The organism is Bacillus methanolicus MGA3 (assembly GCF_000724485.1).
Classification (GTDB): domain Bacteria; phylum Bacillota; class Bacilli; order Bacillales; family Cytobacillaceae; genus Bacillus_Z; species Bacillus_Z methanolicus_A.
On the sequence record NZ_CP007739.1, the window covers coordinates 1,008,557 to 1,031,604 of the forward strand.

At 36.8% G+C, this 23,048-nt stretch carries 24 protein-coding genes; 17 read left to right on the forward strand and 7 right to left on the reverse strand.

What is annotated here, in order from left to right; genetic code table 11:
- The first annotated feature begins 128 nt into the window (after window positions 1–128).
- The 5 genes from BMMGA3_RS04980 to BMMGA3_RS05000 all read left to right on the forward strand — a co-directional run bounded on the left by BMMGA3_RS04980 (window position 129) and on the right by BMMGA3_RS05000 (window position 4,718).
- Complete coding sequence (locus BMMGA3_RS04980) at window positions 129–395, forward strand: phosphocarrier protein HPr (RefSeq protein ID WP_003348712.1); 267 nt, start codon at window positions 129–131, stop codon at window positions 393–395.
- Window positions 395–2,113 carry a phosphoenolpyruvate--protein phosphotransferase gene (gene ptsP / locus BMMGA3_RS04985; RefSeq protein WP_003348713.1) on the forward strand — a complete coding sequence of 573 codons (1,719 nt, stop codon included), beginning with the start codon at window positions 395–397 and terminating at the stop codon, window positions 2,111–2,113. The genes BMMGA3_RS04980 and ptsP overlap by 1 nt, the downstream gene beginning before the upstream one ends.
- Before the next feature lie 204 nt (window positions 2,114–2,317).
- Entirely contained in the window at window positions 2,318–3,103 is a 786-nt protein-coding gene (locus tag BMMGA3_RS04990) for an SDR family oxidoreductase (RefSeq protein ID WP_003348714.1), read from the forward strand.
- A gap of 122 nt (window positions 3,104–3,225) precedes the next feature.
- On the forward strand, window positions 3,226–3,669 hold the full coding sequence (locus BMMGA3_RS04995; protein ID WP_003348716.1) for a hypothetical protein: 444 nt from the start codon (window positions 3,226–3,228) through the stop codon (window positions 3,667–3,669).
- Window positions 3,670–3,827: 158 nt separating this feature from the next.
- Window positions 3,828–4,718 (forward strand): NAD(P)-dependent oxidoreductase, encoded by an 891-nt coding sequence (locus BMMGA3_RS05000; RefSeq protein WP_003348718.1) that lies wholly within the window; start codon window positions 3,828–3,830, stop codon window positions 4,716–4,718.
- A gap of 126 nt (window positions 4,719–4,844) precedes the next feature.
- Here BMMGA3_RS05000 and BMMGA3_RS05005 read toward each other — a convergent pair whose 3' ends face one another.
- A complete protein-coding gene (locus BMMGA3_RS05005; protein WP_003348720.1) occupies window positions 4,845–5,993 on the reverse strand; it encodes an aminotransferase A in 1,149 nt (382 codons plus the stop codon).
- A 224-nt stretch (window positions 5,994–6,217) separates the two neighbouring features.
- Entirely contained in the window at window positions 6,218–6,421 is a 204-nt protein-coding gene (locus tag BMMGA3_RS05010; protein ID WP_003348722.1) for a hypothetical protein, read from the reverse strand.
- Between the two features lie 244 nt (window positions 6,422–6,665).
- Here BMMGA3_RS05010 and BMMGA3_RS05015 point away from each other — a divergent pair, with 244 nt between their 5' ends.
- The 3 genes from BMMGA3_RS05015 (at window position 6,666) to BMMGA3_RS05025 (ending at window position 9,690) form a co-directional block, all read left to right on the forward strand.
- On the forward strand, window positions 6,666–7,184 hold the full coding sequence (locus BMMGA3_RS05015) for an RDD family protein (RefSeq protein ID WP_003348724.1): 519 nt from the start codon (window positions 6,666–6,668) through the stop codon (window positions 7,182–7,184).
- A 181-nt stretch (window positions 7,185–7,365) separates the two neighbouring features.
- Complete coding sequence (locus BMMGA3_RS05020) at window positions 7,366–8,712, forward strand: MFS transporter (RefSeq protein WP_003348725.1); 1,347 nt, start codon at window positions 7,366–7,368, stop codon at window positions 8,710–8,712.
- Between the two features lie 72 nt (window positions 8,713–8,784).
- Window positions 8,785–9,690: a chemotaxis protein gene (locus tag BMMGA3_RS05025; RefSeq protein ID WP_003348726.1), complete on the forward strand. Its 906-nt coding sequence runs from the start codon at window positions 8,785–8,787 to the stop codon at window positions 9,688–9,690.
- Window positions 9,691–9,721: 31 nt separating this feature from the next.
- Here the strand turns inward: BMMGA3_RS05025 and BMMGA3_RS05030 are convergent, their stop codons facing one another.
- Window positions 9,722–10,204: a YkyB family protein gene (locus tag BMMGA3_RS05030; protein WP_185762575.1), complete on the reverse strand. Its 483-nt coding sequence runs from the start codon at window positions 10,202–10,204 to the stop codon at window positions 9,722–9,724.
- Window positions 10,205–10,575: 371 nt separating this feature from the next.
- Here BMMGA3_RS05030 and BMMGA3_RS05035 point away from each other — a divergent pair, with 371 nt between their 5' ends.
- Window positions 10,576–12,303 (forward strand): EAL domain-containing protein, encoded by a 1,728-nt coding sequence (locus BMMGA3_RS05035; RefSeq protein WP_003348729.1) that lies wholly within the window; start codon window positions 10,576–10,578, stop codon window positions 12,301–12,303.
- Window positions 12,304–12,326: 23 nt separating this feature from the next.
- Here the strand turns inward: BMMGA3_RS05035 and BMMGA3_RS05040 are convergent, their stop codons facing one another.
- Together BMMGA3_RS05040 and BMMGA3_RS05045 are read right to left on the reverse strand one after the other, a co-directional pair.
- Entirely contained in the window at window positions 12,327–13,199 is an 873-nt protein-coding gene (locus BMMGA3_RS05040; protein WP_003348730.1) for a metallophosphoesterase, read from the reverse strand.
- 222 nt (window positions 13,200–13,421) lie between these two features.
- Window positions 13,422–14,186 carry a C39 family peptidase gene (locus BMMGA3_RS05045; protein ID WP_003348731.1) on the reverse strand — a complete coding sequence of 255 codons (765 nt, stop codon included), beginning with the start codon at window positions 14,184–14,186 and terminating at the stop codon, window positions 13,422–13,424.
- Between the two features lie 193 nt (window positions 14,187–14,379).
- On the opposite strand from BMMGA3_RS05045, the gene BMMGA3_RS05050 reads away from it, so the two are divergent.
- Together BMMGA3_RS05050 and BMMGA3_RS05055 are read left to right on the forward strand one after the other, a co-directional pair.
- On the forward strand, window positions 14,380–15,594 hold the full coding sequence (locus tag BMMGA3_RS05050; protein ID WP_003348732.1) for an EAL domain-containing protein: 1,215 nt from the start codon (window positions 14,380–14,382) through the stop codon (window positions 15,592–15,594).
- Between the two features lie 102 nt (window positions 15,595–15,696).
- Window positions 15,697–15,936 carry a hypothetical protein gene (locus BMMGA3_RS05055; RefSeq protein ID WP_003348733.1) on the forward strand — a complete coding sequence of 80 codons (240 nt, stop codon included), beginning with the start codon at window positions 15,697–15,699 and terminating at the stop codon, window positions 15,934–15,936.
- Window positions 15,937–16,107: 171 nt separating this feature from the next.
- Here the strand turns inward: BMMGA3_RS05055 and BMMGA3_RS05060 are convergent, their stop codons facing one another.
- Together BMMGA3_RS05060 and BMMGA3_RS05065 are read right to left on the reverse strand one after the other, a co-directional pair.
- Window positions 16,108–16,341 (reverse strand): glutaredoxin family protein, encoded by a 234-nt coding sequence (locus BMMGA3_RS05060; protein ID WP_003348735.1) that lies wholly within the window; start codon window positions 16,339–16,341, stop codon window positions 16,108–16,110.
- Between the two features lie 35 nt (window positions 16,342–16,376).
- A complete protein-coding gene (locus BMMGA3_RS05065) occupies window positions 16,377–17,324 on the reverse strand; it encodes an MBL fold metallo-hydrolase (RefSeq protein WP_003348737.1) in 948 nt (315 codons plus the stop codon).
- A 176-nt stretch (window positions 17,325–17,500) separates the two neighbouring features.
- Here BMMGA3_RS05065 and BMMGA3_RS05070 point away from each other — a divergent pair, with 176 nt between their 5' ends.
- The 6 genes from BMMGA3_RS05070 (at window position 17,501) to BMMGA3_RS05095 (ending at window position 22,886) form a co-directional block, all read left to right on the forward strand.
- Window positions 17,501–17,737: a YkuJ family protein gene (locus tag BMMGA3_RS05070; protein ID WP_003348739.1), complete on the forward strand. Its 237-nt coding sequence runs from the start codon at window positions 17,501–17,503 to the stop codon at window positions 17,735–17,737.
- 125 nt (window positions 17,738–17,862) lie between these two features.
- Window positions 17,863–18,309, forward strand: coding sequence for a cyclic-di-AMP-binding protein CbpB (cbpB, locus tag BMMGA3_RS05075; RefSeq protein ID WP_003348741.1), 447 nt, complete (start codon window positions 17,863–17,865; stop codon window positions 18,307–18,309).
- Window positions 18,310–18,394: 85 nt separating this feature from the next.
- Entirely contained in the window at window positions 18,395–19,921 is a 1,527-nt protein-coding gene (locus BMMGA3_RS05080) for an MDR family MFS transporter (RefSeq protein WP_003348744.1), read from the forward strand.
- A gap of 57 nt (window positions 19,922–19,978) precedes the next feature.
- Window positions 19,979–20,866 (forward strand): transcriptional regulator CcpC, encoded by an 888-nt coding sequence (locus tag BMMGA3_RS05085; RefSeq protein WP_003348746.1) that lies wholly within the window; start codon window positions 19,979–19,981, stop codon window positions 20,864–20,866.
- Between the two features lie 109 nt (window positions 20,867–20,975).
- Window positions 20,976–21,686 (forward strand): 2,3,4,5-tetrahydropyridine-2,6-dicarboxylate N-acetyltransferase, encoded by a 711-nt coding sequence (gene dapD / locus BMMGA3_RS05090; RefSeq protein ID WP_003348748.1) that lies wholly within the window; start codon window positions 20,976–20,978, stop codon window positions 21,684–21,686.
- Window positions 21,687–21,752: 66 nt separating this feature from the next.
- Window positions 21,753–22,886, forward strand: a complete 1,134-nt coding sequence (locus tag BMMGA3_RS05095; RefSeq protein WP_034669538.1) for an N-acetyldiaminopimelate deacetylase — start codon at window positions 21,753–21,755, stop codon at window positions 22,884–22,886.
- The last annotated feature ends 162 nt before the right edge of the window (window positions 22,887–23,048 follow it).

Below are 23,048 nucleotides of genomic sequence, written 5' to 3' on the forward strand. Positions count from 1 at the left end.
GAAATGAGCGAATGTTTAGTCGGCAGGTTGACTTAAATGATTGTATTGTTTAAGTTAATGAGGCAACCATCTTGCAGTTTTTATTTAACTAACAATGATTCTATTCAGTAAAGGAGTATGATTTTGTAATGGTCGAAAAACAATTTAAAGTTATCGCTGACACAGGTATTCATGCTCGTCCTGCTACTTTACTTGTACAAGCTGCAAGCAAGTTTGATTCAGAAATTACCCTTGAATACAAAGAGAAAAAAGTGAACTTAAAATCAATTATGGGTGTTATGTCGCTTGGTGTAGGAAAGGGTGCAGACATCAAAATTATTGCTGAAGGCAGCGATGAAGAAGAAGCAATGAGAAGCTTAGAAGAAACTTTGAATAAAGAAGGTTTGGCTGAGTAATGGATTTTTTGAAAGGAATCGCTGCTTCAAGCGGAATTGCAATTGCACAAGCTTATAGGTTAGTAGAGCCTGATTTATCTTTTGAAAAGAAGCAGATAGATGATTCAGCCAAGGAAATTGATCGTTTTCAGTCTGCTTTATCGAAAGCAAAGACAGAGCTTGAAAAAATTCGCGACCGTGCAAAGACAGAGCTTGGAGATGATAAAGCGGCAATTTTTGAGGCACATCTGTTAGTCTTAAGTGATCCTGAACTAATTACCCAAATTGAAAATAAAATTAAAACAGAAAACGTGAATGCAGAGTATGCACTTAAGGAAACAACTGACATGTTCATAGCCATGTTTGAGCAAATGGACAATGAATATATGAAGGAACGTGCTGCAGACATTCGCGATGTAACAAAGCGTGTACTTTCTCACTTGCTCGATGTGCAAATTGCAAATCCAAGCATGATTAACGAGGAAGTTATCATTGTTGCGGAAGATTTAACTCCGTCAGATACAGCTCAATTGAACCGTAAATATGTAAAAGGTTTTACAACTGACATTGGAGGAAGAACTTCTCACTCAGCGATCATGGCGCGTTCGATGGAAATTCCTGCAGTTGTCGGAACAAAAACTGTCACGAAAGAAATTAAGAACGGTGACTTAATCATTGTTGATGGATTAAAAGGAGAAGTCCATATAAACCCGTCACCAGAATTAATCGAAAAATATAAAAAAGAACTGGCTGATTTTGAAGCGCAAAAAGCTGAATGGGCTAAGCTGGTGAATGAGAAATCATTTTCAGCAGACGGTCATCACGTTGAACTTGCTGCCAACATTGGAACGCCAGATGATTTAGAAGGTGTTATTTGTAACGGCGGGGAAGGTATTGGACTTTATCGGACAGAATTTCTTTACATGGGACGCGACCAGCTGCCGACTGAAGAAGAGCAATTTGAGGCATATAAAGCGGTTCTTGAAGGAATGAAAGGAAAACCGGTGGTCGTTCGAACGCTTGATATCGGCGGAGACAAAGAACTTCCATATTTAAATCTTCCAAAAGAATTGAATCCCTTTCTTGGATTCAGGGCGATTCGTCTCTGTCTTGAAGAGCAAGACATGTTCCGAACACAGCTCAGGGCTTTATTAAAAGCCAGCAAATATGGAAACCTGAAAATTATGTTTCCGATGATTGCTACGCTCGATGAATTCCGTGAAGCAAAAGCTATTTTTGAAGAAGAGAAAGAAAAGCTTGTTTTAAATGGAACAGTTGTTTCGGACAATATTGAAATCGGAATCATGGTTGAAATTCCTTCCACTGCAATCCTAGCTGATCAGTTTGCAAAAGAAGTGGACTTCTTTAGTATTGGAACAAACGATTTAATACAATATACTATGGCAGCGGACCGTATGAATGAGCGTGTTTCCTATTTGTATCAACCATATCACCCGGCTATTTTACGCCTTGTAAAAATGGTGATTGATGCTGCACATAAAGAGGGTAAGTGGGTCGGAATGTGCGGTGAAATGGCAGGAGATGAAATTGCTATTCCAATTCTGCTTGGTCTTGGTTTAGATGAATTTTCAATGAGCGCTACTTCCATCTTAAAAGCACGCTCACAAATTCGCCATCTATCAAAGAGCGACATGGAAAAGCTTGCTGAAAAAGTTTTGCAAATGAAAACAACAGAAGAAGTGGTACAAGCAGTTACGTCTGTAACGAAAATTGAATAGAAAATGTGAACTCAATTGTTTATTCATCGATAAATGGGGTAAAAAGAAAATAAGCACTTTGGTAATACTGAAGTAAGCAGTACATTCTCATTTCCCCTCTTTTTTGACCGGCTTTGCCGGTCTATTTTTTTTTGGTATTTTTAGAAAGCGATTTCTCATTATTTTCTGTATAATGTCAATATAAAGAGTAGAGGAGGACTTTTTATGGATCTTAACCTTTCTGGTAAAACTGCTTTAATTGCTGCATCAAGCCAAGGACTGGGACGGGCTATTGCAGAAGGTTTGTTAAAAGAAGGAGCGAATATTGTTATATCAGGACGTGATGAATCAAAGTTGAAACAAGTGGTAACTGAAATCGATCGTGAGGGGTCGGGAAAAGTAGCATTTGTGCGAGCAGATGTTACAAATATTGAAGATATTAAAAAAATGGTTCAAACAGCAACCGATTCTTTCGGAAGACTTGATATACTTGTCAATAATGCTGGCGGCCCACCAGCTGGGTCGTTTGAAACAATTACAGATGAAGATTGGCAAAAATCATTTGAATTGAATTTGCTTTCTTACATCAGGCTGATCAGGGAAGCGTTGCCTGCTCTTAAGACGAATGGCGGTAAAATTATTAATATTGCATCATCATCCATAAAAGAGCCGATCCCGGGGTTAATACTCTCTAATACATTCAGAACAGCAATTGTCGGGCTGTCGAAAACACTTGCGCAAGAACTTGCTCCTTATAACATTTTAATAAATACAGTTGCTCCCGGAAGAATTGCGACTGACCGCGTAAGGCACCTCGACCAGGTGAATGCAGAAAAGCTTGGTCTTACGAGGGAAGAAGTTGAAGCAAAGATAAAGGAATCAATCCCATTGAAACGGTATGGAACTCCTCAAGAGTTTGCAAATTTTGTTGTTTTCCTGGCTTCTGACGCAAATACATATGTAACGGGCAGTTCGTTTTTAGTGGACGGCGGGATGGTCAAATCGATTTAAGGATTTTTAGTGTTTTTAGGCAATAATTCAAACCATTTCTCTTTCCATACGTTTATAGCCATTAAAAATAGGCAAAGGTATGCGTATGGAAGGAGGAATACAATCTGAAAAGTAAATTTTTCATGTTACCTGTATTATTTGTAAATATTTTTCTGCTTTCGGGCTGTATGTTTGGATCCGATCAACTTATTGCAAACCGTCATGCAGAAGTACTTTTAACAAAAAGAAATGAATTGCAATTCCGATTTAAAATTAATGAACATCTATTCGCTGATCATTCAACGTACAAAGTAAGAGTATCGATTCACGACAAACAATTGGCAGCGGCTCTTGGTGCGACTCACTTTGTTTACGGGGAAAACGAAGTTATTAATGGCGAATACATAGAGGCAAATGAATCAAATGAGCGGGTTATTTATATGGATCCCATTCCTCTAAAAAAAGATTTTCATGTTTTTGAAATAGAAAACAAGATTATTCAAGAGAAGGCTGTTTTGATCGAAGTGTTTAATGATGAAGGAGTATTGGGCCAGACTTATTTGACCAATTTTTCAAGCCAGCTTTAATTGAGTTCATCGATTCAGTAAACGGATCATATAAAGTATGCGCATGAAATTAGAGAATGATTTTGGCCGGGCATTTGCCCGGCTAAATTTTTTTAATCCATTATATTTGAATAATGCTAGAATAAGAATAGCACAAATTTAGAGAGGAGAATGAACATTTGATAACTTCTGATAATACTGTAGTTGGCTTTATTGGTCTTGGTGTCATGGGTAAAAGTATGGCAGGGCATATTCTAAAGAGCGGTTATCCGCTTGTGGTATATACACGAACAAAGGATAAAGCAGAAGAACTTTTGGAAAAAGGTGCTGAATGGGCTGATTCCCCAAAAGAAGTTGCGAAGAAAGCTAATATCATAATAACGATTGTAGGATACCCGTCTGATGTGGAAGAAGTTTATCTTGGAGAAAAAGGAATCATTCATCATGCAAGAGAAGGAAGCTATCTCATTGATATGACGACATCAACTCCCACACTTGCAGTGAAAATTTATAATGAAGCGAAAAAGAAAGGATTAAAAGCACTCGATGCCCCAGTATCTGGCGGTGATATAGGCGCCAGGGATGGGAAGCTTTCTATCATGGTCGGGGGAGAATATGAAGACTTTTTGGCTGTTGAACCAATTTTGAGCCTTCTTGGAACTAATATAGTATACCAAGGAAGTGCCGGCTCAGGTCAACACACAAAAATGTGCAATCAAATTGCCATTGCTTCAAACATGATCGGTGTATGTGAAGCAATGGCATATGCAGAAAAAGCAGGATTGAATCCAAAGAATGTGCTAAAAAGCATTGCTTCAGGTGCAGCAGGCAGCTGGTCTCTTTCTAATCTCGCGCCAAGAATGATTGAAGGAGATTTTGAACCCGGCTTTTACATAAAGCATTTTATTAAAGATATGAATATTGCCCTGGAAGAAGCGGAAAAGATCGGCCTTGAAGCACCGGGTTTATCCCTGGCAAAATCGCTTTATTCCCGATTAGCTGAAAAGGGAGAAGAAAACAGCGGCACTCAAGCACTTTATAAGTATTATAATGGGGAAGAAACTGTATAAATAAAAAGGTTGTCTCATAAGGGTCTGACCTCGTGTGCATTTATAAATATATAGTACATTTATCCAACATTATGTCCTATATATTGCATTATGGGGTCTGACCCTTAGGCTTTTGAGACAGCCTCATTATTTGCTGATTAAATAGTTTTCAATCCTATTAAGTCCTTCTTCCAAAATCTCCATTGAATAAGCAAAGGAAAGTCGGAAGTACCCTTCTCCTAAATGAGAAAACGCGCTTCCTGGGACGACAGCTACTTTTGCTTCATGTGCAAGCGATAATGCAAAATCAAAAGATTTCATACCGGAAACAGGAATTTTCACAAAGAAATAAAAAGCGCCTTCCGGTTTTACAACATCAAATCCCATTTTTGTAAGTCGGTTGTAAACGTAATCGCGCCTTTTTTTATACTCGGCTCTCATTGGCAGCGCATCATCAAAACCCACAGTCAGTGCCTCTAATGCAGCTTTTTGTGATATAGAAGTAGCGCAAGTAATATTATATTGGTGAACTTTTAAAATATGTTTTGCAATATTATTTGTTGCAAACAGCATCCCAATTCTCCAACCTGTCATGGAGTGCGATTTTGACAACCCGTTAATTACAATCGTTTTTTCTTTTAAGAATTTTGCAATCGAGGTATGCGGCCTTTCATAAACAAGTTCACTGTAAATTTCATCAGCAAGGACAAAAATATCCTTATCACGCAATAACTCTGAAATTTCGTATAATTCTTTTTCCGATAGGCTGATTCCAGTAGGATTGGATGGATAAGGCAATACGATGCATCGTGTTTTATTTGTTATGTATGAATTTATAATATCTGCCGTCATTTTGAAATTATTTGTCGTCGTATCGGCGTAAACAGGATTTGCTCCGCAAAGGCGAATAATTGGCTCGTAACCTGGATAAACAGGTCCCGGCAAAATAACTTCTGTGTCCCAGTCTAATATGGTTCTGAAAGTAATGTCAATGGCCTCACTTGCTCCTGCAGTGATGATCACCTCGGAATCGGGATCATAATCAACATCGTATTTTTTCAAATAATATTCTGCAGCTGCTTTTCTTAGATCAATCATGCCCGCGTTATGAGTATACGTTGTAAAGTCATCATGAATCGCTTTTATTCCGGCAGCTTTCACGTGCTCTGGGGTCGGAAAATCAGGTTGACCGATTGTTAAAGAAATGATTCCTTCTGTTTCGGCAACCATATTAAAAAATTTTCGAATCCCTGAAATCTCGATGTTTGATGCTCTTGCATTTATTAAATGTTCCACCTTGTTCATCCTTTCCAGGCTTTTCTTCGTATCTTATATGATCAATCTTAATAACAAAAGGACTTAACTGTAAACAAAAAACAAGGCTGTCTCATAAGGGTCTGACCCCATGTGTATTTATCAATATATAGCACATTTATCCAATATTATGTCCTATATATTGTGTTATGGGGTCTGACCCTTAGGCTTTTGAGACAGCCTCGAATATATAATAAAGTTATTAATCAATATCCATAGTCCCAATCAATCTCATCTTCATGCCAAAAAACAGGGGAAACAGTTCCAAAGTCGACAATTTTGTTTTCAATCTTGCAATTACAGTGCTCACAGCCGCATTGGCTTTTGATTTCTTCATAAACAGAGTGTTCAATATCTTCTATAAAGGTCACTGATTGGTCAGCTTGAAAAAGAATTGCCGTACCTTTCATAATTAAATCGCACCCTTCATTTTAAAAAGTTGTAAATACTGCACTTGTTTTTTGTACGTCTGTATTTTAGTCCTCTTTTGTTCAAAGAACCAGATATACATGTTAATGTTCACAAAATTTTCGATTTGTAATCGTTTTCTAGGGGTTGCGTTAAAAAATTTTTTTGAAGAAAATTGGAATATTTCTGATAAATAAAATGTTATAATGTAACTGAAAAAGAAAACTGAAGATTGGGGGACAGTGAATGGATTCAATTTTAGAACAACAGCATTATGAGGAGAAAAAGGAATACGGAGGTTTTTGGATCCGTTTTGCTGCTTATTTGATTGACAGTATTATTGTAGTGATCCCTCTAGGTATTTTATCAACTATTATTTTTGTGATCTTTTTTGGGGCATCCGGCGCATTTGATGCGGCAATGAATGATCCAAACTATTTGGAACAGGATTTGACTGATGCAGAAGCAGTTGCTATTTTTGGCGGCTATCTAGTTGCCATTTTTGTTAACTTTGCTGTAGCTGTCTTATACTTTGCAGGTCTGCATGCGTCGAAATGGCAGGCGACGATTGGAAAAAAATTGCTCGGTCTAAAAGTAACTGATATGGATGGAAACAGGATTTCTTTCTGGCGAGCTTTCGGACGCTATTTAGCAATGACGTTTTTATCATCAATTTTCATGATTGGTTACATAATTGCCGCTTTTACAGAGAAAAAGCAAGCTCTACATGATTTAATTGCCCGAACAATTGTTGTAAAACAATAATCAATGTACTTATATCTAACCTTTGTTTTTAGCTTAAAAATACTGCACCGTTCATGGTTTGTGGTGCAGTATTTTTGTTTTTTTACATTGTTTTCGATTTGTAATATTTTTGTAAAAATAAAGGATTTCGTTAACAGACAATGGAAATATTGATATATGTTTTTTAAAGGAGTTGACTCAGGTGGGATCGCTTGAAAAATATTCTGACGAAGTAAAAAAACGTTTGAATCAGTGGGGCCTCTATTTTTCTTTGCCGGTTTTATCGTGGGCATTTTATGACTTTGCCAATACAATTTTTTCATCGAATATAAATACAATCTTTTTTCCGTTTTATTTGAAGGAAGTAATCGGTAAAAATGAGATTCTAAATCAAATCGCAAGCACTTTTGTATCATATTCGAACGCAGTTGCAAGCTTTTTTCTAGTTCTTTTTTCTCCTTTATTTGGGGTTATGATTGATCGAACCGGACGAAAGAAGAAATATATCGTAATTTTTACATTAATAGCAGTGGCTTCTACATTATTAATGGGAGTATTCGGAGGCGGTAAGCTATCAGGGGAATGGTTCGGACTTCCGGTTTCATTTTCTCTTGTGATTTTGTTTTTTGTTATTGCAAAATTCTTTTATCATTCGAGCCTTGTTTTTTATGATTCGATGATTTCTGATTTAGCAAGGAAAGAGGATATTCCGCTTATTTCCGGATTTGGGGTTGCTGTCGGGTATATTGGTACACTTGTTGGTTTGACTGTTTATCCATTCGTTGGGGATGATGGTTTTCATGAAGCATTTATTCCGACAGGGCTTTTATTCTTATTGTTTTCGCTGCCGCTGTTTTTCTTTGTAAAAGATAAGCCTTATCCTGAGCAAAAAAAGGAGTCTTTTTTGTCAGGATATAAGGAAATCTATCATACATTTAAAGAAATGCGGTTATATAAGTCTGTTTTTCTTTTTATGATTGCCTATTTCTTTTTAAATGATGCCATTGCGACCGCCATCGCCATTATGGCTGTGTATGCAAAAGCGATTGTAGGCTTTACGACTGGAAAGTTTATCTTACTGTACTTAGTCTCAACAGTTTCGAGTATTATTGGCTCATTTGTTTTCGGCTATATAACGAAAGCGAAAGGTGCAAACAAATCGATTATGTATGTAGGGAGCCTTTTGTTCGTAGCACTATTGATCGCAACAATTGCTTTAGATGAGGGAATGTTTTGGGTTTCGGGAAGCATGTTTGGGATTGCGCTCGGTTCCATGTGGGTTACAACGAGGACGTATATTGTTGAATTGACTCCGGAAGATAAGAGGGGACAATTTTTCGGGCTATTTGCTTTTTCTGGGAAAGTCTCGTCCATTATTGGACCTTTCTTGTACGGAACGATCACCCTTATTTTTGCTGATTTTGGCAACCTAGCTAGCAGGCTGGCCATCGGCTCGTTGATGATTTTGAGGATGATCGGTTTGTGGTTCCATAAAAAAATTCCAAAAGAAGAAAAACCTAGTAAATGGTTCGGCAAGATAAATGATTAAGAATGAATTTCCATTTATGTGATATTATTTGTATAAATCTATTTTATTTTGGAATGAAAGGTAGAATTACGAATGGAGTACAAAAAAGGGATTTTATTGGAAAGCGGAACGAATGAACTGGAAATTGTTGAATTTGGAATCGGAAGGAATAAATTTGGCATAAATGTTATTAAAGTAAAGGAGATCATAAAACCGGCGCCAGTTAATCCAGTGCCCCATGCACATAAACATGTTGAAGGTATTATCGAGTTAAGAGGAGAGATTTTGCCTGTTGTGGACGTAGCACAAACCCTCGGTTTCCCGCCTTCAGAACATCCGGAACAAGATAAGTTTATCGTTGCTGAATTTAACAAACAAAAAATTGTTTTCCATGTACATAACGTAACGCAAATTCACAGAATATCCTGGGATCAAATTGAAAAGCCGTCCGAAATGTACCAAGGGGCTAATAGCCAGATTATTGGAGTCATCAAGCTGAATGGTGAAATGATTCTTTTGCTTGATTTTGAAAAAATCGTTTTAGATATCAATCCGGAATTAGGTATCAATGTCCAGCAAGTTAAGAAGTTAGGGAAAAGGGAACGCTCTAATAAGCGGCTTCTTGTAGCAGAAGATTCTCCTATGTTAAGGAAATTACTACAAGATACATTAACAGAAGCCGGTTTTGAAATGATTGAGTTTTTTGAGAACGGCCGGGATGCCTTGCAATATTTAGATAAACTTGTTCAGTCCGGGAAGGATATTACCAAGGAAATTCAATTGATTATCACGGATATTGAAATGCCCCAAATGGACGGGCATCACCTGACAAAACGGATTAAAACGCATCCTGAGCTATCAAAGGTGCCGGTAATCATTTTCTCATCTTTAATTACAGAAGATCTTCGATATAAGGGACAAATGGTTGGAGCAGATGCACAAGTTAGTAAACCAGATATAGCGGAACTGGTATTATTGATCGATCAATACGTATTGTGAAAAAGCCGATTGTCGGCTTTTTTCTATTTGTTCAATAACTTTCTCCAAGTTTTTTAAAGACCGGTTTTTGATAGCTGCGGGTTTTATTATTCGGTTCTGTATTGATTTCTTTTAAGCCCGTATAAGACTGCAATAGCTTTTTTGCCTGATTTAAAGATAGGCGGGATTTTGGGTTGCGGACGTTTTGGTTTAAATGTCCCAAGTGTGGTAGTAATTTCATGTCATTTTTGGACGGTGGAATATGAAAGGAATAATTACCGCAAACAACAAGGACTGCTGACTGCTGTTGACACAGTTTTGGGTTTTGTGAAAAATGGAGTCCGACTTTTTTTGCTTTACCTTCTGATATCATCTTTTTTAAAGCCTCATGTTTGAGTTTATATAAATATTTTGGGTTTGGGGCAGTTTTTGCATGACGGTTTACGGTAAAAATGGCTTGTGCGAGGTTTTCAACTGTTGAATGTAATGGAGGATGACTTCTGTTTTTCCTGTTCAAATGATAAGCTCCTTTCATAATTTGTGAGGGAATAACCATATTATATACCATTTTCTGTACTTTTGGAAAGAATACGGTTTCATTATTATTGTTTTAGAACCGCACTTTATACCCTTTACAGGTTTACATTTAATTTTTGTTGAAAAAAATCCACTATTTAGTATCTATTTATTTTATAAAGACTTTTAATTGTTGGGGATAGTAATCAGGATGAAGAGACGAGATTCAAATAATAAATGGTTATTATAAATCGTGTTTCATTCATAGATAAATTGTAAAGATCATGTTATTTTGCTAAAAAAAGATAATTTTTTATAAAAAGTTCTAAATTTCGACTATAATACTAGTAAAATAGGAGTAAAAGACTAGGTTTAGTCGAGGATGATTAGATGAAAAAGCAATTACAAAATATAATGACTACTGAGATGGAAAAAGAGATAACAACTAGCGAGCAGAGATACCGGTCAATTGTTGATCATAATCTAGATGGGATATTTTTAATAGACTTAAGCGGAAAAATAATGGAAGTGAATCCTGCAGGATACAAATTAATTGGTCATACAAAAAATCAGCTGGAAAATCGATCGATTTTTGATTTTGTTGCTGAGAAAGATTTTAATGTATTTAAAGCACTATTAGAAAAAACACAGGAAGGATATGCATTAGAGTCATTGGATTGCAGGTTTATACATAAAAAAGGCCATTACCTAACAGGCCATATTAAAACTGTTCCGATGGTCATTCACTCAGAAATTATGGGCATTTATGTCATTATCAGGGATATATCGGAACAAGCAAAAAACGCGGAGACCATTAAATATATGGCTTTTCATGACCAGCTAACAGGATTGTTAAACAGGCGTGCATTACTAGATGACCTTGATACAGCTATAAAAAAGTACAGGAACGGCAGCAAAGAGTTTGCGCTCTTTTCTATTGATTTAGATCGTTTTAAATACTTGAATGATACTTTAGGCCACCTTTATGGTGATGAAATCTTAAAAAAGGTTGCGGAACGCCTGTCTGGACTCCAAAAAAACAATTGCAGAGTATATCGTCAAGGAGGAGACGAGTTTATCATTTTGCTTCTTGATACAACAAGGCAAGAGACAGACCGTTTCGCTCAAAAATTGCTAATGAAGTTTAAGGACTCTTTTTATTTGAATTCACAGGAGTATTATATTTCTCCAAGTATTGGAATCAGTATATTTCCTAATGACGGCAATGATGCGGAGACATTAATAAAGAACGCGGATGAAGCATTATATCGGGTGAAAGAAAAGGGAAAAGCACATTATCAGTTTTACCGGTCTGATATGAATTCTAAGATAACAAATGTACTTCAGCTCGAAACCCATTTGCGAAAAGCAATTGAACGAAATGAACTGCAACTTTTATATCAGCCACAGGTGGACTTAATTACTGGTGAAATTAGCAGTTTTGAAGCATTGATACGATGGAACAGCTCTGAACTCGGCTTCATTTCGCCTGGAGATTTTATCCCTCTTGCGGAAGATACAGGTTTGATTATTCCGATCGGGAATTGGGTAGTTGAGACAGCTTGCCGGCAAATAAAAAGATGGTCAGAATTATGTGATAAACCGATTCGAATTGCTGTTAATATTTCAACGAAGCAATTTCAGCAGCCCAATCTAGTTGGAGTGATTAAGAGGTCGATTGATCAATTCGAGATTCCACCTTCATCAATTGAGATCGAAATAACAGAAGGGGCAATGCATGATAAGGAAGAAACGATTGCGATACTAAACCGATTAAAAGAATTAGGAATAACGATTTCTGTCGATGATTTTGGAACCGGATATTCATCGTTAAATTATTTAAAGCAATTACCGATTGATGTTCTGAAAATTGACCAGTCATTTGTGCGTGACGTACTCGTTAATGAAAAAGATGCTGCAATTATTACAACAATAATTCATCTAGGCAAAAGTCTTGGGATGGAGGTAATTGCTGAAGGTGTGGAGGAAAAAAAACAAGCTGATTTTTTACTAAAGGCAAATTGCGAGAAAGCACAGGGATTTTATTTCTCTAAGCCGCTGTCAGCTGAAGAAGTTGAAAAACGTTTTTTAACAAAAGGAAAAAGCAGCGGATCTTGATAATCAAGTTGCTTTTTCCTTTTTTACAGATCTGTTGAAAGAGTGAAGACAGTCAGTTCGGGCAGGGATAAGAATCGGTAAGGCATTCTTGTCGTACCAAGGCCTCTATTGACATAGAGTGTTAACTGCTTTGAATTCCCTATTTTGTAAAATCCTTCAATATATTTTTCTGCGAACGGAGGTGTGATCAGTGCTCCAAAAAATGGGATTTGCACTTGACCACCGTGGCTGTGGCCGCTTAATTGAAGGTGGATATTGAAAGAAGAGGCCGCGTCTGCCAAGTCTGGTGCATGTGAAAGAAGGATCGTAAAAGCATTCTTTGGGATCCTGCTAACTGCTTTGCTTATGTCAGGCTTTCCGAGCATAGCATCATCAATCCCGGCAATATATATTTTGCTGCCATCAAGCAAACGAATTTCATGTGATTGGTTTTGAAGGATTGTAAAATCTGATTGTTCCATGATCTTCATATAGATGTCTGAACCATACCCGCCATGATCATGGTTTCCATAAATAGAAAATTTCCCAAAAGGGGCTGTAAGGCGGCTTAATAATGGGGCAATTTTATCAGTCTCGGAAAATTTATTTGGGTTATCCATTAAATCGCCTGTGAAAAAAATAATATCCGGCTTTAGGGAATTTATTTTCGAAATTAATTTCTCAAACTGGGTTAAATTATACTGGAAACCTAAATGGGTGTCACTGAACTGAACAATTTTAAATCCGTCGAATCCTCTAGGGATAGAACGATGACGAAACGTATAATTGTATATTTTAAGCATTTTTGGTTCCACTTCCCGGGCATAAACATATCCGCCCGCACCCGAAGCTATTGCAACAAAAAATGACGAAAACATTTTTTTAAGAAATACTCTTCTAGTTACTTTCTTGGACATAAAATCTCCAACCTATCCATAAGTATACCTTTTATATACTAACAAACTCCAACTCGAAAAAGAAGTATATTCTAACATATATCCCAATACTCTTTTTATGCGGCTTAAAAAATCAAAGGGTCAGACCCCTCCAATTCAAGATACAGACAACATTATTAAAAACCTTTCTAATATTGTCATTGTTTGGAGGGAGCCAGACCCCATGTTAGTCAGCCCCATTTCTTATTCATAACTTACTGCTCTTTGTTTGAGAGCTTTCCATGAACCAATGAAACGATTTTTGTTTACCTTTAGTTGTTTTTTTCCGGATAGAGGATCGTTCAAATAGACAGATTGGCTATCATATCCAACAAGAACAACAACATGTAAATCTAAGGGAGTTTTAATGATTTGTCTTCCGTGGTGCCACGACTCCCACATGTCCGGAAGATTATAGTCTCCGGTTGTCCAAACGACAACAGGATATCCTTTCGACACATGTAAAAGGATTTCCTCAAATGGCCGATTGGTTAAATTTTTGGCCCTTCCAGGCAGGTAAGTGTTGATTAAATCTACCATTGGCCTATCAAACACCGCATATCCTGCATTTTTGCCAGTCATGTCACCAACAAAGCCAACTTCCGGGTTCCCCCATTGTAAAATATCCCCCGTTTGTGACCGTACAAGAGGATCGGGATCCTTCTTTATTTTTCTGTACAGTTCCATTTTGTTTATCTTGACTCCTGCATATTGCAGCATCATCGTAAGACTGGTTACTTCACACCCATATTTTAATTCCGGATTTTGCTTTATTAAAGGTACATTCAGCAATCGTTTTTGTAAAATATTTGCCTGTTTTAGCTCTCTATTTTTTAAGTTTTGTACGTGAACTTTCTGCTCTATAACAAAATAATTCGTAGGAAAAGGCATGCTTTGTTTTTCTGCATTTTCAAAATTGCTGAAGCCGAGCAACGGGATAAGGACTCCAATGATATAAATTTTTTTCATTTCAATCCACCTTGACCCGACTTATCAGTAGTTTTTACTTAAAAATTTGCATTATGAAGTACTATTTCAGGTAAGATGTCCTTGAATTTCTAGTCTTTAATGAAATGATTTGCAATTCTAATGAAAAGGATTTCTTATGATTTTATGATAAAATAATGTCATTGAAAGAGGTATGGAGGGCTGCAAATTGCAAATGGATGCATTGGATATATTAACAGATTTAGATAACGTGATTCCTTATTTTCAACCAATATTCAGTGCAGATGAACATAAAGTCATTGGTTATGAAATTTTAGGAAGATATAAAAGTGAGTCGGAAATTATTAGTCTTGGCCCTTTTTTTCATGACCATCAAATTCCTGAAGAATACAAGCTTGAAGTAGATAATACAGTATTATCGAAAGCATTGGAAAAAGCAATTTCACTGGATGATGATGTTTTATTGTTTGTAAACAGGGATGCAGAACTCTTAATGCATGATAATGGTGAGCAATTTCTTCAGCTGTTGCTTGAATATCAGCAAAGAGGAATATCACTGGAAAGAATCGTTCTCGAAATATCAGAACGAAATTACGAAGGCAAACCAAATCATCTAGACCATCTTTTGAATTATTATAAAACGTTCGGTTTAAAAATTGCGATTGATAAAATGGGAAATGACAGCAGCCATCTTGATCGAATTGGACAGTTGTCTCCGGACATTCTAAAAGTAGATCTTGGAGCATTAAAGTCAACAAATACTGGACCGTCTTACCAGGCTATTTTGGATTCATTGTCATTTTTAGCAAGAAAAATCGGTGCAACATTGCTTTTTGAAAATATCGAAATGGTTTATCAGCTGCAATTTGCATGGAAAAATGGGGGGCGTTTTTATCAAGGTTTTTATTTACATAAACCACATTGTGAATTTATTTCAAGGGATCTGCTAAAAGAATGGTTAAAAAAGGAATTCCAGAAGTTTATTTCATATGAAAAGAGGAAGCTAGAAGCATTATATAACATATCTGAGAATTTTCAGGAAAAAATTCAAAATTTGCTCCATAAATTTAAAAAATATGAAAATTATACCGATTTGCTTTATTCCCTTGCTAAATATTTGGATGAAATCGCTTTTAGGATGTATGTATGTGATGAAGACGGTTTTCAAAAATCACCTAATATTTTTAAAAAAGATAAAAACTGGATTTTGCAAAATGAATATTTGAAGAAAAATTGGAGCTGGCGTCCTTATTTTTTAGAAAATATAATTCGAATGCGGAATGAGAAAAAAGGAATTTTATCTGATTTATACAGTGACATTGAAACCGGGGAAACAATACGCACGTTTTCTATCCCTTTAAACAACCAGGATTTTCTTTTTATTGATTTATCATACAATTATTTGTATGAACATGAAGGATTGCTGTAGTGGACCAAACTCCTGATAAAATATTTCCCTCCTTTTTAAAAGAATAGAAATCTTTTTAAAGTGGCAATTTAAGTCTAACAGCATGAAAAAGGAGGGGTTCCTTTGAGTTTATTTATGACAATTCTTTTAGTAGCGGCAATCGGGGTTCTTGTTTTTGCATTTAGGTATACGTGGAGCTTAGCAAAGAGTCAGAAAAATGTAAAAGGAGAACTGGATTCTGAAATTCCCGGCCCAGTACAAAGACACGCTTATATAAGCAATCCAATTTTTCTGACATATTTGATCTTTTTTCTATTGCTTATTCTTACGATTATTTTTTCAGCTTTAGCTATCAAATGGTAAAAGAGGCTGTCTCTAAAGGGTCTGACACCATGTGTATTATCAATATATAGCACAATTATCCAGTATTATGTCCTATTTATTGTGTTATGGTTATGGGGTCTGACCCTCAGGTTTTTGAGACAGCTCCTTTTTTAATGTTAAAGAACTAAGGGTTAACGTGCCGACATTTTTTTATAAATTGAGAAGTTTTCTTAATTTTTCTAAATCAAACCCGGTAACAATTTCTTCGCCGATAACAACTGTTGGAGTAGAGTATGATTGGTATTTATTTATTAGCTCATCTCTCGCACGTTTGTCTTTTTTTATATCTTTTTCTTCGTATTCGACCTTATATTCCTGCAAAAATGCTTTTACAACGGTACAAGGCGGACAGTCGGGCTGGCTATATACAGTTACCTTTTTCAAAGTCTTTTCCTCCATTAATTTGTCTCTAAAACCAGTTATTGTTTTGCAAGATAATCTATTAATCCCATAGCACATACCTCGAAGTCAAGTGAAAGTATTTGAAATACAGGATGGTTTGAAGGGATATTTTTGTTGGCCAAATGTTCAGTGACTCGTTTTCTTAACCGAGTTTCTGTTTCCCGTACCTGCAATTCCGTTGTTTCTTCTTGCTCAAACGCCGATTTAGCCTCCTCGAGAAATATTGGCAGCCAGTATCGTACTTGCTTGTAAACTTCATTCGGTTTTTCAGATACACCGTAATGGCTAAAGAAAATATAGCGTAAATCCAAATTTTCAAATAGTTGCAGTGAAGCTAGCATTTTTTCTGGGTGAAACTGATTAGGTGATGTTGATGGTAAATATAATTCGATCCCGTCTTTAAAAAGCTCTTGATAAAAGACCCCTGCAGTATCACCTGTAAACATTCCATTTACTTTCGGGTGATATATACTGAAATGGTGATTGGCGTGTCCAGGTGTATCAAAAAAGGTAAGGGCACAATTTTCGCTGATAGAAAGCGTTTCTTTTTCTTTTTTGATGATCACTCGATTTTCCGGAACCGGTACAATTGGTTCAAACAAGGCATTAAATTTATCTCCGTATACGGCTTTTGCTCCGGCAATAAGTCTTTCAGGATTTACAAGGTGCCTTGCCCCTTTTTCATGAACGACAATTTTGGCGTTTGGACAGTGTTCTAACAATAAACCTGCTCCCCCCGCATGATCTAAATGTATATGTGTGACAATTATGTATTTTATTTCTTCTGGTGACAGGTCTAAGTTTCGTAATCCTTCCAAGATAAATGGAACAGAAGGGCTTGCAGATGTTTCGATTATTGTTAAATCATTTTCTGTTAGTACATATGTGCCTGTTCGTTCTTTCGTTCCTAAATCCATTGCATCTATTAAGTAAATATTGTTTTCAACTTGTACCGGGCTTTTCAAAAAATCACTTCCTTTAAAAATTTTTCTTGTACAAATACCTTTCATTATTTTATTCTGTTAATATTGGCATGTAAAGAAAAGAAACGCAATATTCAGAAATCATTCTTCTAGGATATAAAAATGAATATCGTGTAACCTAGTTGTAACAGGTTTGTTTTTTTGAAAGGAGAGGGAGCATGTCACAGCTTCAAGGTATTTTGACAAGATTGAAAAACTTGCAGGACCAATCTGGCGGTTCAGAACCCGCTCAAAGATTTTTTGAGGTGAATGGTGAAAGAAAGTGCCAGGTAACTTATCATCCAAAGACTGAAACGTTTGAATTAGAAGTATATAACGATAAAGAAAAACCAAAGAAATATCAATTTGATAACATTGATATGATTACAATCGAAATTTTTGATTTGATTCAGTAGTATAGCTGACAATAGGGCCTATAATAGGGTCCTTTCTTATTTTAAGCACACTTAAAACGTGCACGGTCTAAAAACTGTGTTAAAATGGGGATATATCTAAACAATTAATGAGGGGTTTTTTTGTGATGATAAGTCGGGACAGCGGGGATTTTTTAAAATTTAGTATTAAAGATGTGATGATTCCTTCAGAACGAGTTGCTCATGTCCAAATTGGCAATAATTTGGAGCATGCACTGCTAGTTTTAACAAAAAGTGGATATACTGCGATACCTGTTCTTGATCCACATTATAAGCTTCATGGATTAATCAGCACACCGATTATCTTGGATTCAATTCTTGGCCTTGAACGAATAGAGTTTGAACAATTGGAAAAGAAACGTGTTGAAGAAGTCATGAATAAATCAATTCCGTGTTTAAGGATTGATAGTTCTAGTCATTCTTCGTTGGAGCTTCTTGTCGACCATCCGTTTTTATGCATTGTTGATCATGAGGGATATTTTGAAGGAATCTTAACGAGAAGAAGTGTTCTGAAACTGCTAAACGAATATCTTTACAGATCACAGAATTCATAGCTCCTTTTAGGGGCTGAATTTTTTTCTGCCGCCTTAATAGTTAGAAAATATTATATGGGAGGATTTAATTCCAGGGGTGATATGATTGGGAGAAGCAGTAAATAAACAAGGAACAAATTCATATGCAGATCCTAAAATTAAGCGACCTTTTGTTCTTGCATCCGTCATGCTTGCTATGTTTATGGGAGCGATCGAAGCAACGATTGTATCGACCGCTATGCCGGCAATTGTCGGCGATTTAGGCGGATTTTCGAAATACAGCTGGGTTTTTTCGTCATATTTATTGATGAATGCAGTTACGGTTCTGATTTATGGAAAGTTATCCGATTTATTTGGACGAAAGCCAATATTGACTATAGGCATTATTGTTTTTCTGATCGGTTCTGTGTTATGCGGCTTTGCAGGATCGATGTCAATGCTTATTGTTTTTCGCTTTATTCAAGGATTTGGAGCAGGTGCAGTGATGCCGATTGCAACAACGATAGTTGGAGATATTTATACAAAGGAGGAGAGAGCCCGAATCCAAGGATATTTGTCAAGTGTTTGGGGAATTTCTGCGATTACGGGACCGGCTCTTGGCGGAATGCTTGTTGAATATGTCAGCTGGAGATATGTCTTTTGGATCAATATACCGCTCGGACTTTTGGCGATTGCCGGTTTATGGTTTTTTTTGCATGAAAAAATTGAAAAGAAAAAGCCGGAGATTGATTATCTAGGAGCCATTTTACTTACCGTTTCGATATCAGCTTTAATGATTGTACTTGTAGAAGGGGGAACACATTGGCCGTGGTCTTCTCTTGAAGTAATAAGCTTGTTGGTTGTGAGCATCATTGCCTTTGTCTTTTTCATTTACCAGGAAAAGAGAGCTAAAGAGCCAATGATGCCTTTTAGTATTTGGAAAGAACGTCCTATTTTTATCGCTAATATAGCATCATTGACAACGGGTATTATGCTTATCGGCATCTCGAGTTTTTTGCCTGCTTTTGTCCAAGGGGTTATGGAGCGATCACCGATTGTTGCCGGATTTACCCTTACATCGATGTCGATCGGATGGCCGATAGCATCAACAATGGCCGGTAGATTATTGTTAAAAATTGGTTTTAGAAAAACGTCAGTTTTCGGTGGAATCTTTTTAACCCTCGGAAGCATCATGTTAGTTACTTTATCACCGAATGCAGGGCCGATATGGGCTGCTGCCGGTTCATTTCTCTTTGGAATCGGCATGGGGTTAACATCAACATCATTCATTGTATCGGTACAGAGTACCGTAAGCTGGAAACAAAGAGGGGTTGCAACAGCCGCCATTATGTTTATGCGCAATCTTGGAAACACAATTGGAGCTGCTTTGCTTGGCGGAATATTGAACTTGAGACTGAAAGAATTTTTTCAAGAAAACGGAGGAAATTTGGCTCGAAATGTAACGGTTGATTCAGTGAATAGTTTACTAAATCAATCCGAAAGAAGCAGGCTTCCAAAACAGATAAGGGAATTGCTGCAGGATGGTTTAACAAATTCTTTGCATTTTGTTTATTATGCCGTTTTGTTATTTGCATTGATTAGCTTTCTTCTCATTTTCTTTCTTCCCAAAAATAATGAAAACTCCGTTTCATAAATAATTTAAGTATTGAAAAAATGAAAATATAAGAAAAACTTATAAAGGAGTATGGCAATGTCGTCTCTTTCCGAATTTCATTTGCTGTCTGTTTTGGCTCAGGAAATGAATATGAGGAAGGCTGCTGAGAGGTTATTTGTCTCTCAGCCTGCACTTTCCCAGCGGTTGCAAAACATTGAAAAGGAATGGGGAGCACAACTTTTTCTTCGATCTCAAAAAGGACTGACACTTACACCGGCAGGAGAGTACGTAATTTCTTTTGTAAAAGAGGTGCTTGCAAAGGAAGAAAAAGTACGCGAGTCCATACAAGCCCTTAATACAGAAGTCCATGGTACGTTAAAAATCGCTGTTGCTTCAATCGTTGGGCAAAATTGGCTTCCGCAAGTACTGAAGAAATTTGTCAACCGCTACCCGCATGCAAAAATATCGCTCATAACCGGATGGAGCAGCGAAATATTAAAATCGTTATATGAGGATCAAGTGCACATTGGAATTATAAGAGGGACTCCCGATTGGAAAGGAATTAAAATTCATTTATTTAAAGACAGCCTTTATCTGGTAGATACAGAAATAACTAAGCCAGAGCAAGTCCTTGAAACAGACAGACCTTTTATTCAATTTAAAAGTGACTCAAATTATTATCAAGAGATTCAAGATTGGTGGCACCGCCAGTTTCAGACTGTTCCGAAGCGAACGATTGTTGTTGACCAGATCGAAACATGCAAACAGATGACTTTCAACGGAATCGGTTATGCCATATTACCTGCAATTACGTTAAATGGAGCAGAGAAAAACATTTTTAAAATCCCTCTTTTTGATGAACATAACAAACAAATAAAGAGGGATACATGGCTTCTTGGATATGAATCAGCATTTCAATTAAAGCAGGTACAGGCTTTTGTAGATTTAGTCAAGGAACATATTAAAGAAACTAATAGGGAATAATGTTTAACAAAATAAAAAGAAGTTTGAGAATAGTTTTCACATTATTCTTGTCTTCAATATTTTTGTTTGATAAAGTATTTTTAGCATATACATAGAGGAGGACTTTCTAATGAAAATGATGGATGCAAACGAAATTATTTCATTCATTCAAAATAGCAAAAAATCTACACCGGTTAAAGTTTACGTAAAGGGTCAATTATCTGAAATTGATTTTGGCCCAAATGCAAAAACTTTTATTAATGGCAACACAGGCGTTGTTTTTGGCGAATGGAGTGAAATTAATCGAGTTCTTGAGTCCAACCAAGCCAAAATTGAGGATTATGTAATTGAGAATGACCGCCGGAATTCTGCGATTCCGCTATTGAATATAAAAAATATCAAAGCCCGGATTGAACCTGGTGCGATTATTCGCGACCAAGTTGAAATTGGCGACAATGCCGTGATCATGATGGGTGCAGTCATTAATATTGGTGCTGTTGTTGGGGAAGGAACAATGATTGATATGAACGCTGTTCTCGGCGGTCGTGCTACGGTAGGTAAAAATTGTCATGTTGGTGCAGGTGCTGTTTTGGCCGGAGTTATAGAACCTCCTTCAGCAAAGCCTGTAGTCGTTGAAGATGACGTTGTAATTGGAGCGAATGCAGTTGTATTGGAAGGCGTGACAGTAGGCAAGGGTGCTGTAGTTGCTGCAGGAGCAATTGTCATTGAAGATGTTCCTCCATATACAGTTGTGGCAGGCACACCTGCACGTGTTATTAAAGAAATCGATGAAAAAACGAAATCTAAAACAGAAATTAAGCAGGAACTTCGTCAATTATAATAAGTGAAAAAAGCACAACTAGCGTGGATCATTATCCGCGCGCTTTTTTATTAGGGGGGTAAAATATTGGAAACGATGACAAGTCCGTTTGTAAAAATCCGCCGTGATCTGCATCAGATTCCAGAACTCGGCTTTCAAGAATTTAAAACACAGCGATATTTATTAAACTATCTACAGTCGCTTCCTCAAGAAGCAATAGAAATAAAAAAATGGAAAACCGGGCTTTTCGTAAAGGTTAATGGAAAAAATCCACGCAAAACAATTGGATACAGAACAGATATTGATGGTTTGCCGATTACGGAAGAAACGGAATTGCCTTATCGATCATTGCATGAAGGAAATATGCATGCTTGCGGCCATGATTTCCATATGAGCATTGCGTTGGGGCTCGTAACATATTTTGCAAAAAATCCAATCGATGACCATCTATTATTTATTTTTCAACCTGCAGAAGAAGGTCCAGGCGGTGCTGAACCAATGTTAAAGTCAGAAATAATGCAGGAGTGGAAACCGGATCTTATTTTTGCCTTGCATATTGCACCTGAATATCCTGTCGGTGCAATCGCACTTAAAAAGGGACTTCTGTTTGCAAACACCTCTGAATTGTTCATCGATTTGAAAGGAAAAGGAGGACATGCGGCCTATCCTCATCAAACAAAAGATATGATTGTTGCAGCTTGTTCGCTGGTTACCCAGCTTCAGACTGTTGTGGCAAGATATGTTGACCCTCTTGATAGTGCTGTCATAACAATCGGTAAGATTACCGGTGGAACGGTGCAAAATATTATTGCTGAGAAAGCAAGGCTTGAAGGGACAATTAGGACTCTTTCCGTTGACTCCATGAAAAGAGTGAAGGACAGAATCTTGTCTTTAATAAAAGGTGTAGAAATAGGATACGAATGTGAAGTAAGCGTGGACTTTGGTTCAATGTATTATCAAGTATATAATGAAGAAAAGTTAACAGAAGAATTTATGGATTATATGAGAAATCATACGGATATTCAAGTCATCGAATGTAAAGAAGCGATGACAGGTGAGGATTTTGGTTATATGTTAAGAGAAATTCCAGGCTTCATGTTTTGGCTCGGTGTTGAGTCAGAGTACGGGCTCCATCATTCAAAATTAAATCCAAATGAAGCTGCAATTGAGAAAGCTATTTCTTTTCTCACAAAATACATTGAATATAAAGGAAATCGATAGGGGCTGACTCATAAGGGTCTGACTAGCTTTGACAATGACAATATATAGACTGGCATTTTAATGTTAGCTTTATGTTGAATTGGAGGGGTCTGACCTTCAGCCCCCTTTTTCCGATCATTTTTGAAAAAGCATATGATTTTGAACCCAAAAATTTTCGTGATA

Excerpts from the sequence above, each read along its gene's own strand:
- BMMGA3_RS05070 (WP_003348739.1), top strand. The coding sequence starts at position 17,501 with ATGTCACAGCTTCAAGGTATTTTGACAAGATTGAAAAACTTGCAGGAC.
- BMMGA3_RS05015 (WP_003348724.1), top strand. The coding sequence starts at position 6,666 with ATGGATTCAATTTTAGAACAACAGCATTATGAGGAGAAAAAGGAATAC.
- BMMGA3_RS05030 (WP_185762575.1), bottom strand. The coding sequence starts at position 10,204 with ATGAAAGGAGCTTATCATTTGAACAGGAAAAACAGAAGTCATCCTCCA.
- BMMGA3_RS04980 (WP_003348712.1), top strand. The coding sequence starts at position 129 with ATGGTCGAAAAACAATTTAAAGTTATCGCTGACACAGGTATTCATGCT.
- BMMGA3_RS05050 (WP_003348732.1), top strand. The coding sequence starts at position 14,380 with ATGGATGCATTGGATATATTAACAGATTTAGATAACGTGATTCCTTAT.
- cbpB (WP_003348741.1), top strand. The coding sequence starts at position 17,863 with ATGATAAGTCGGGACAGCGGGGATTTTTTAAAATTTAGTATTAAAGAT.
- BMMGA3_RS05045 (WP_003348731.1), bottom strand. The coding sequence starts at position 14,186 with ATGAAAAAAATTTATATCATTGGAGTCCTTATCCCGTTGCTCGGCTTC.
- BMMGA3_RS05040 (WP_003348730.1), bottom strand. The coding sequence starts at position 13,199 with ATGTCCAAGAAAGTAACTAGAAGAGTATTTCTTAAAAAAATGTTTTCG.
- dapD (WP_003348748.1), top strand. The coding sequence starts at position 20,976 with ATGAAAATGATGGATGCAAACGAAATTATTTCATTCATTCAAAATAGC.
- BMMGA3_RS05025 (WP_003348726.1), top strand. The coding sequence starts at position 8,785 with ATGGAGTACAAAAAAGGGATTTTATTGGAAAGCGGAACGAATGAACTG.
- BMMGA3_RS05035 (WP_003348729.1), top strand. The coding sequence starts at position 10,576 with ATGAAAAAGCAATTACAAAATATAATGACTACTGAGATGGAAAAAGAG.
- BMMGA3_RS05010 (WP_003348722.1), bottom strand. The coding sequence starts at position 6,421 with ATGAAAGGTACGGCAATTCTTTTTCAAGCTGACCAATCAGTGACCTTT.
- ptsP (WP_003348713.1), top strand. The coding sequence starts at position 395 with ATGGATTTTTTGAAAGGAATCGCTGCTTCAAGCGGAATTGCAATTGCA.
- BMMGA3_RS04990 (WP_003348714.1), top strand. The coding sequence starts at position 2,318 with ATGGATCTTAACCTTTCTGGTAAAACTGCTTTAATTGCTGCATCAAGC.
- BMMGA3_RS05085 (WP_003348746.1), top strand. The coding sequence starts at position 19,979 with ATGTCGTCTCTTTCCGAATTTCATTTGCTGTCTGTTTTGGCTCAGGAA.
- BMMGA3_RS04995 (WP_003348716.1), top strand. The coding sequence starts at position 3,226 with ATGTTACCTGTATTATTTGTAAATATTTTTCTGCTTTCGGGCTGTATG.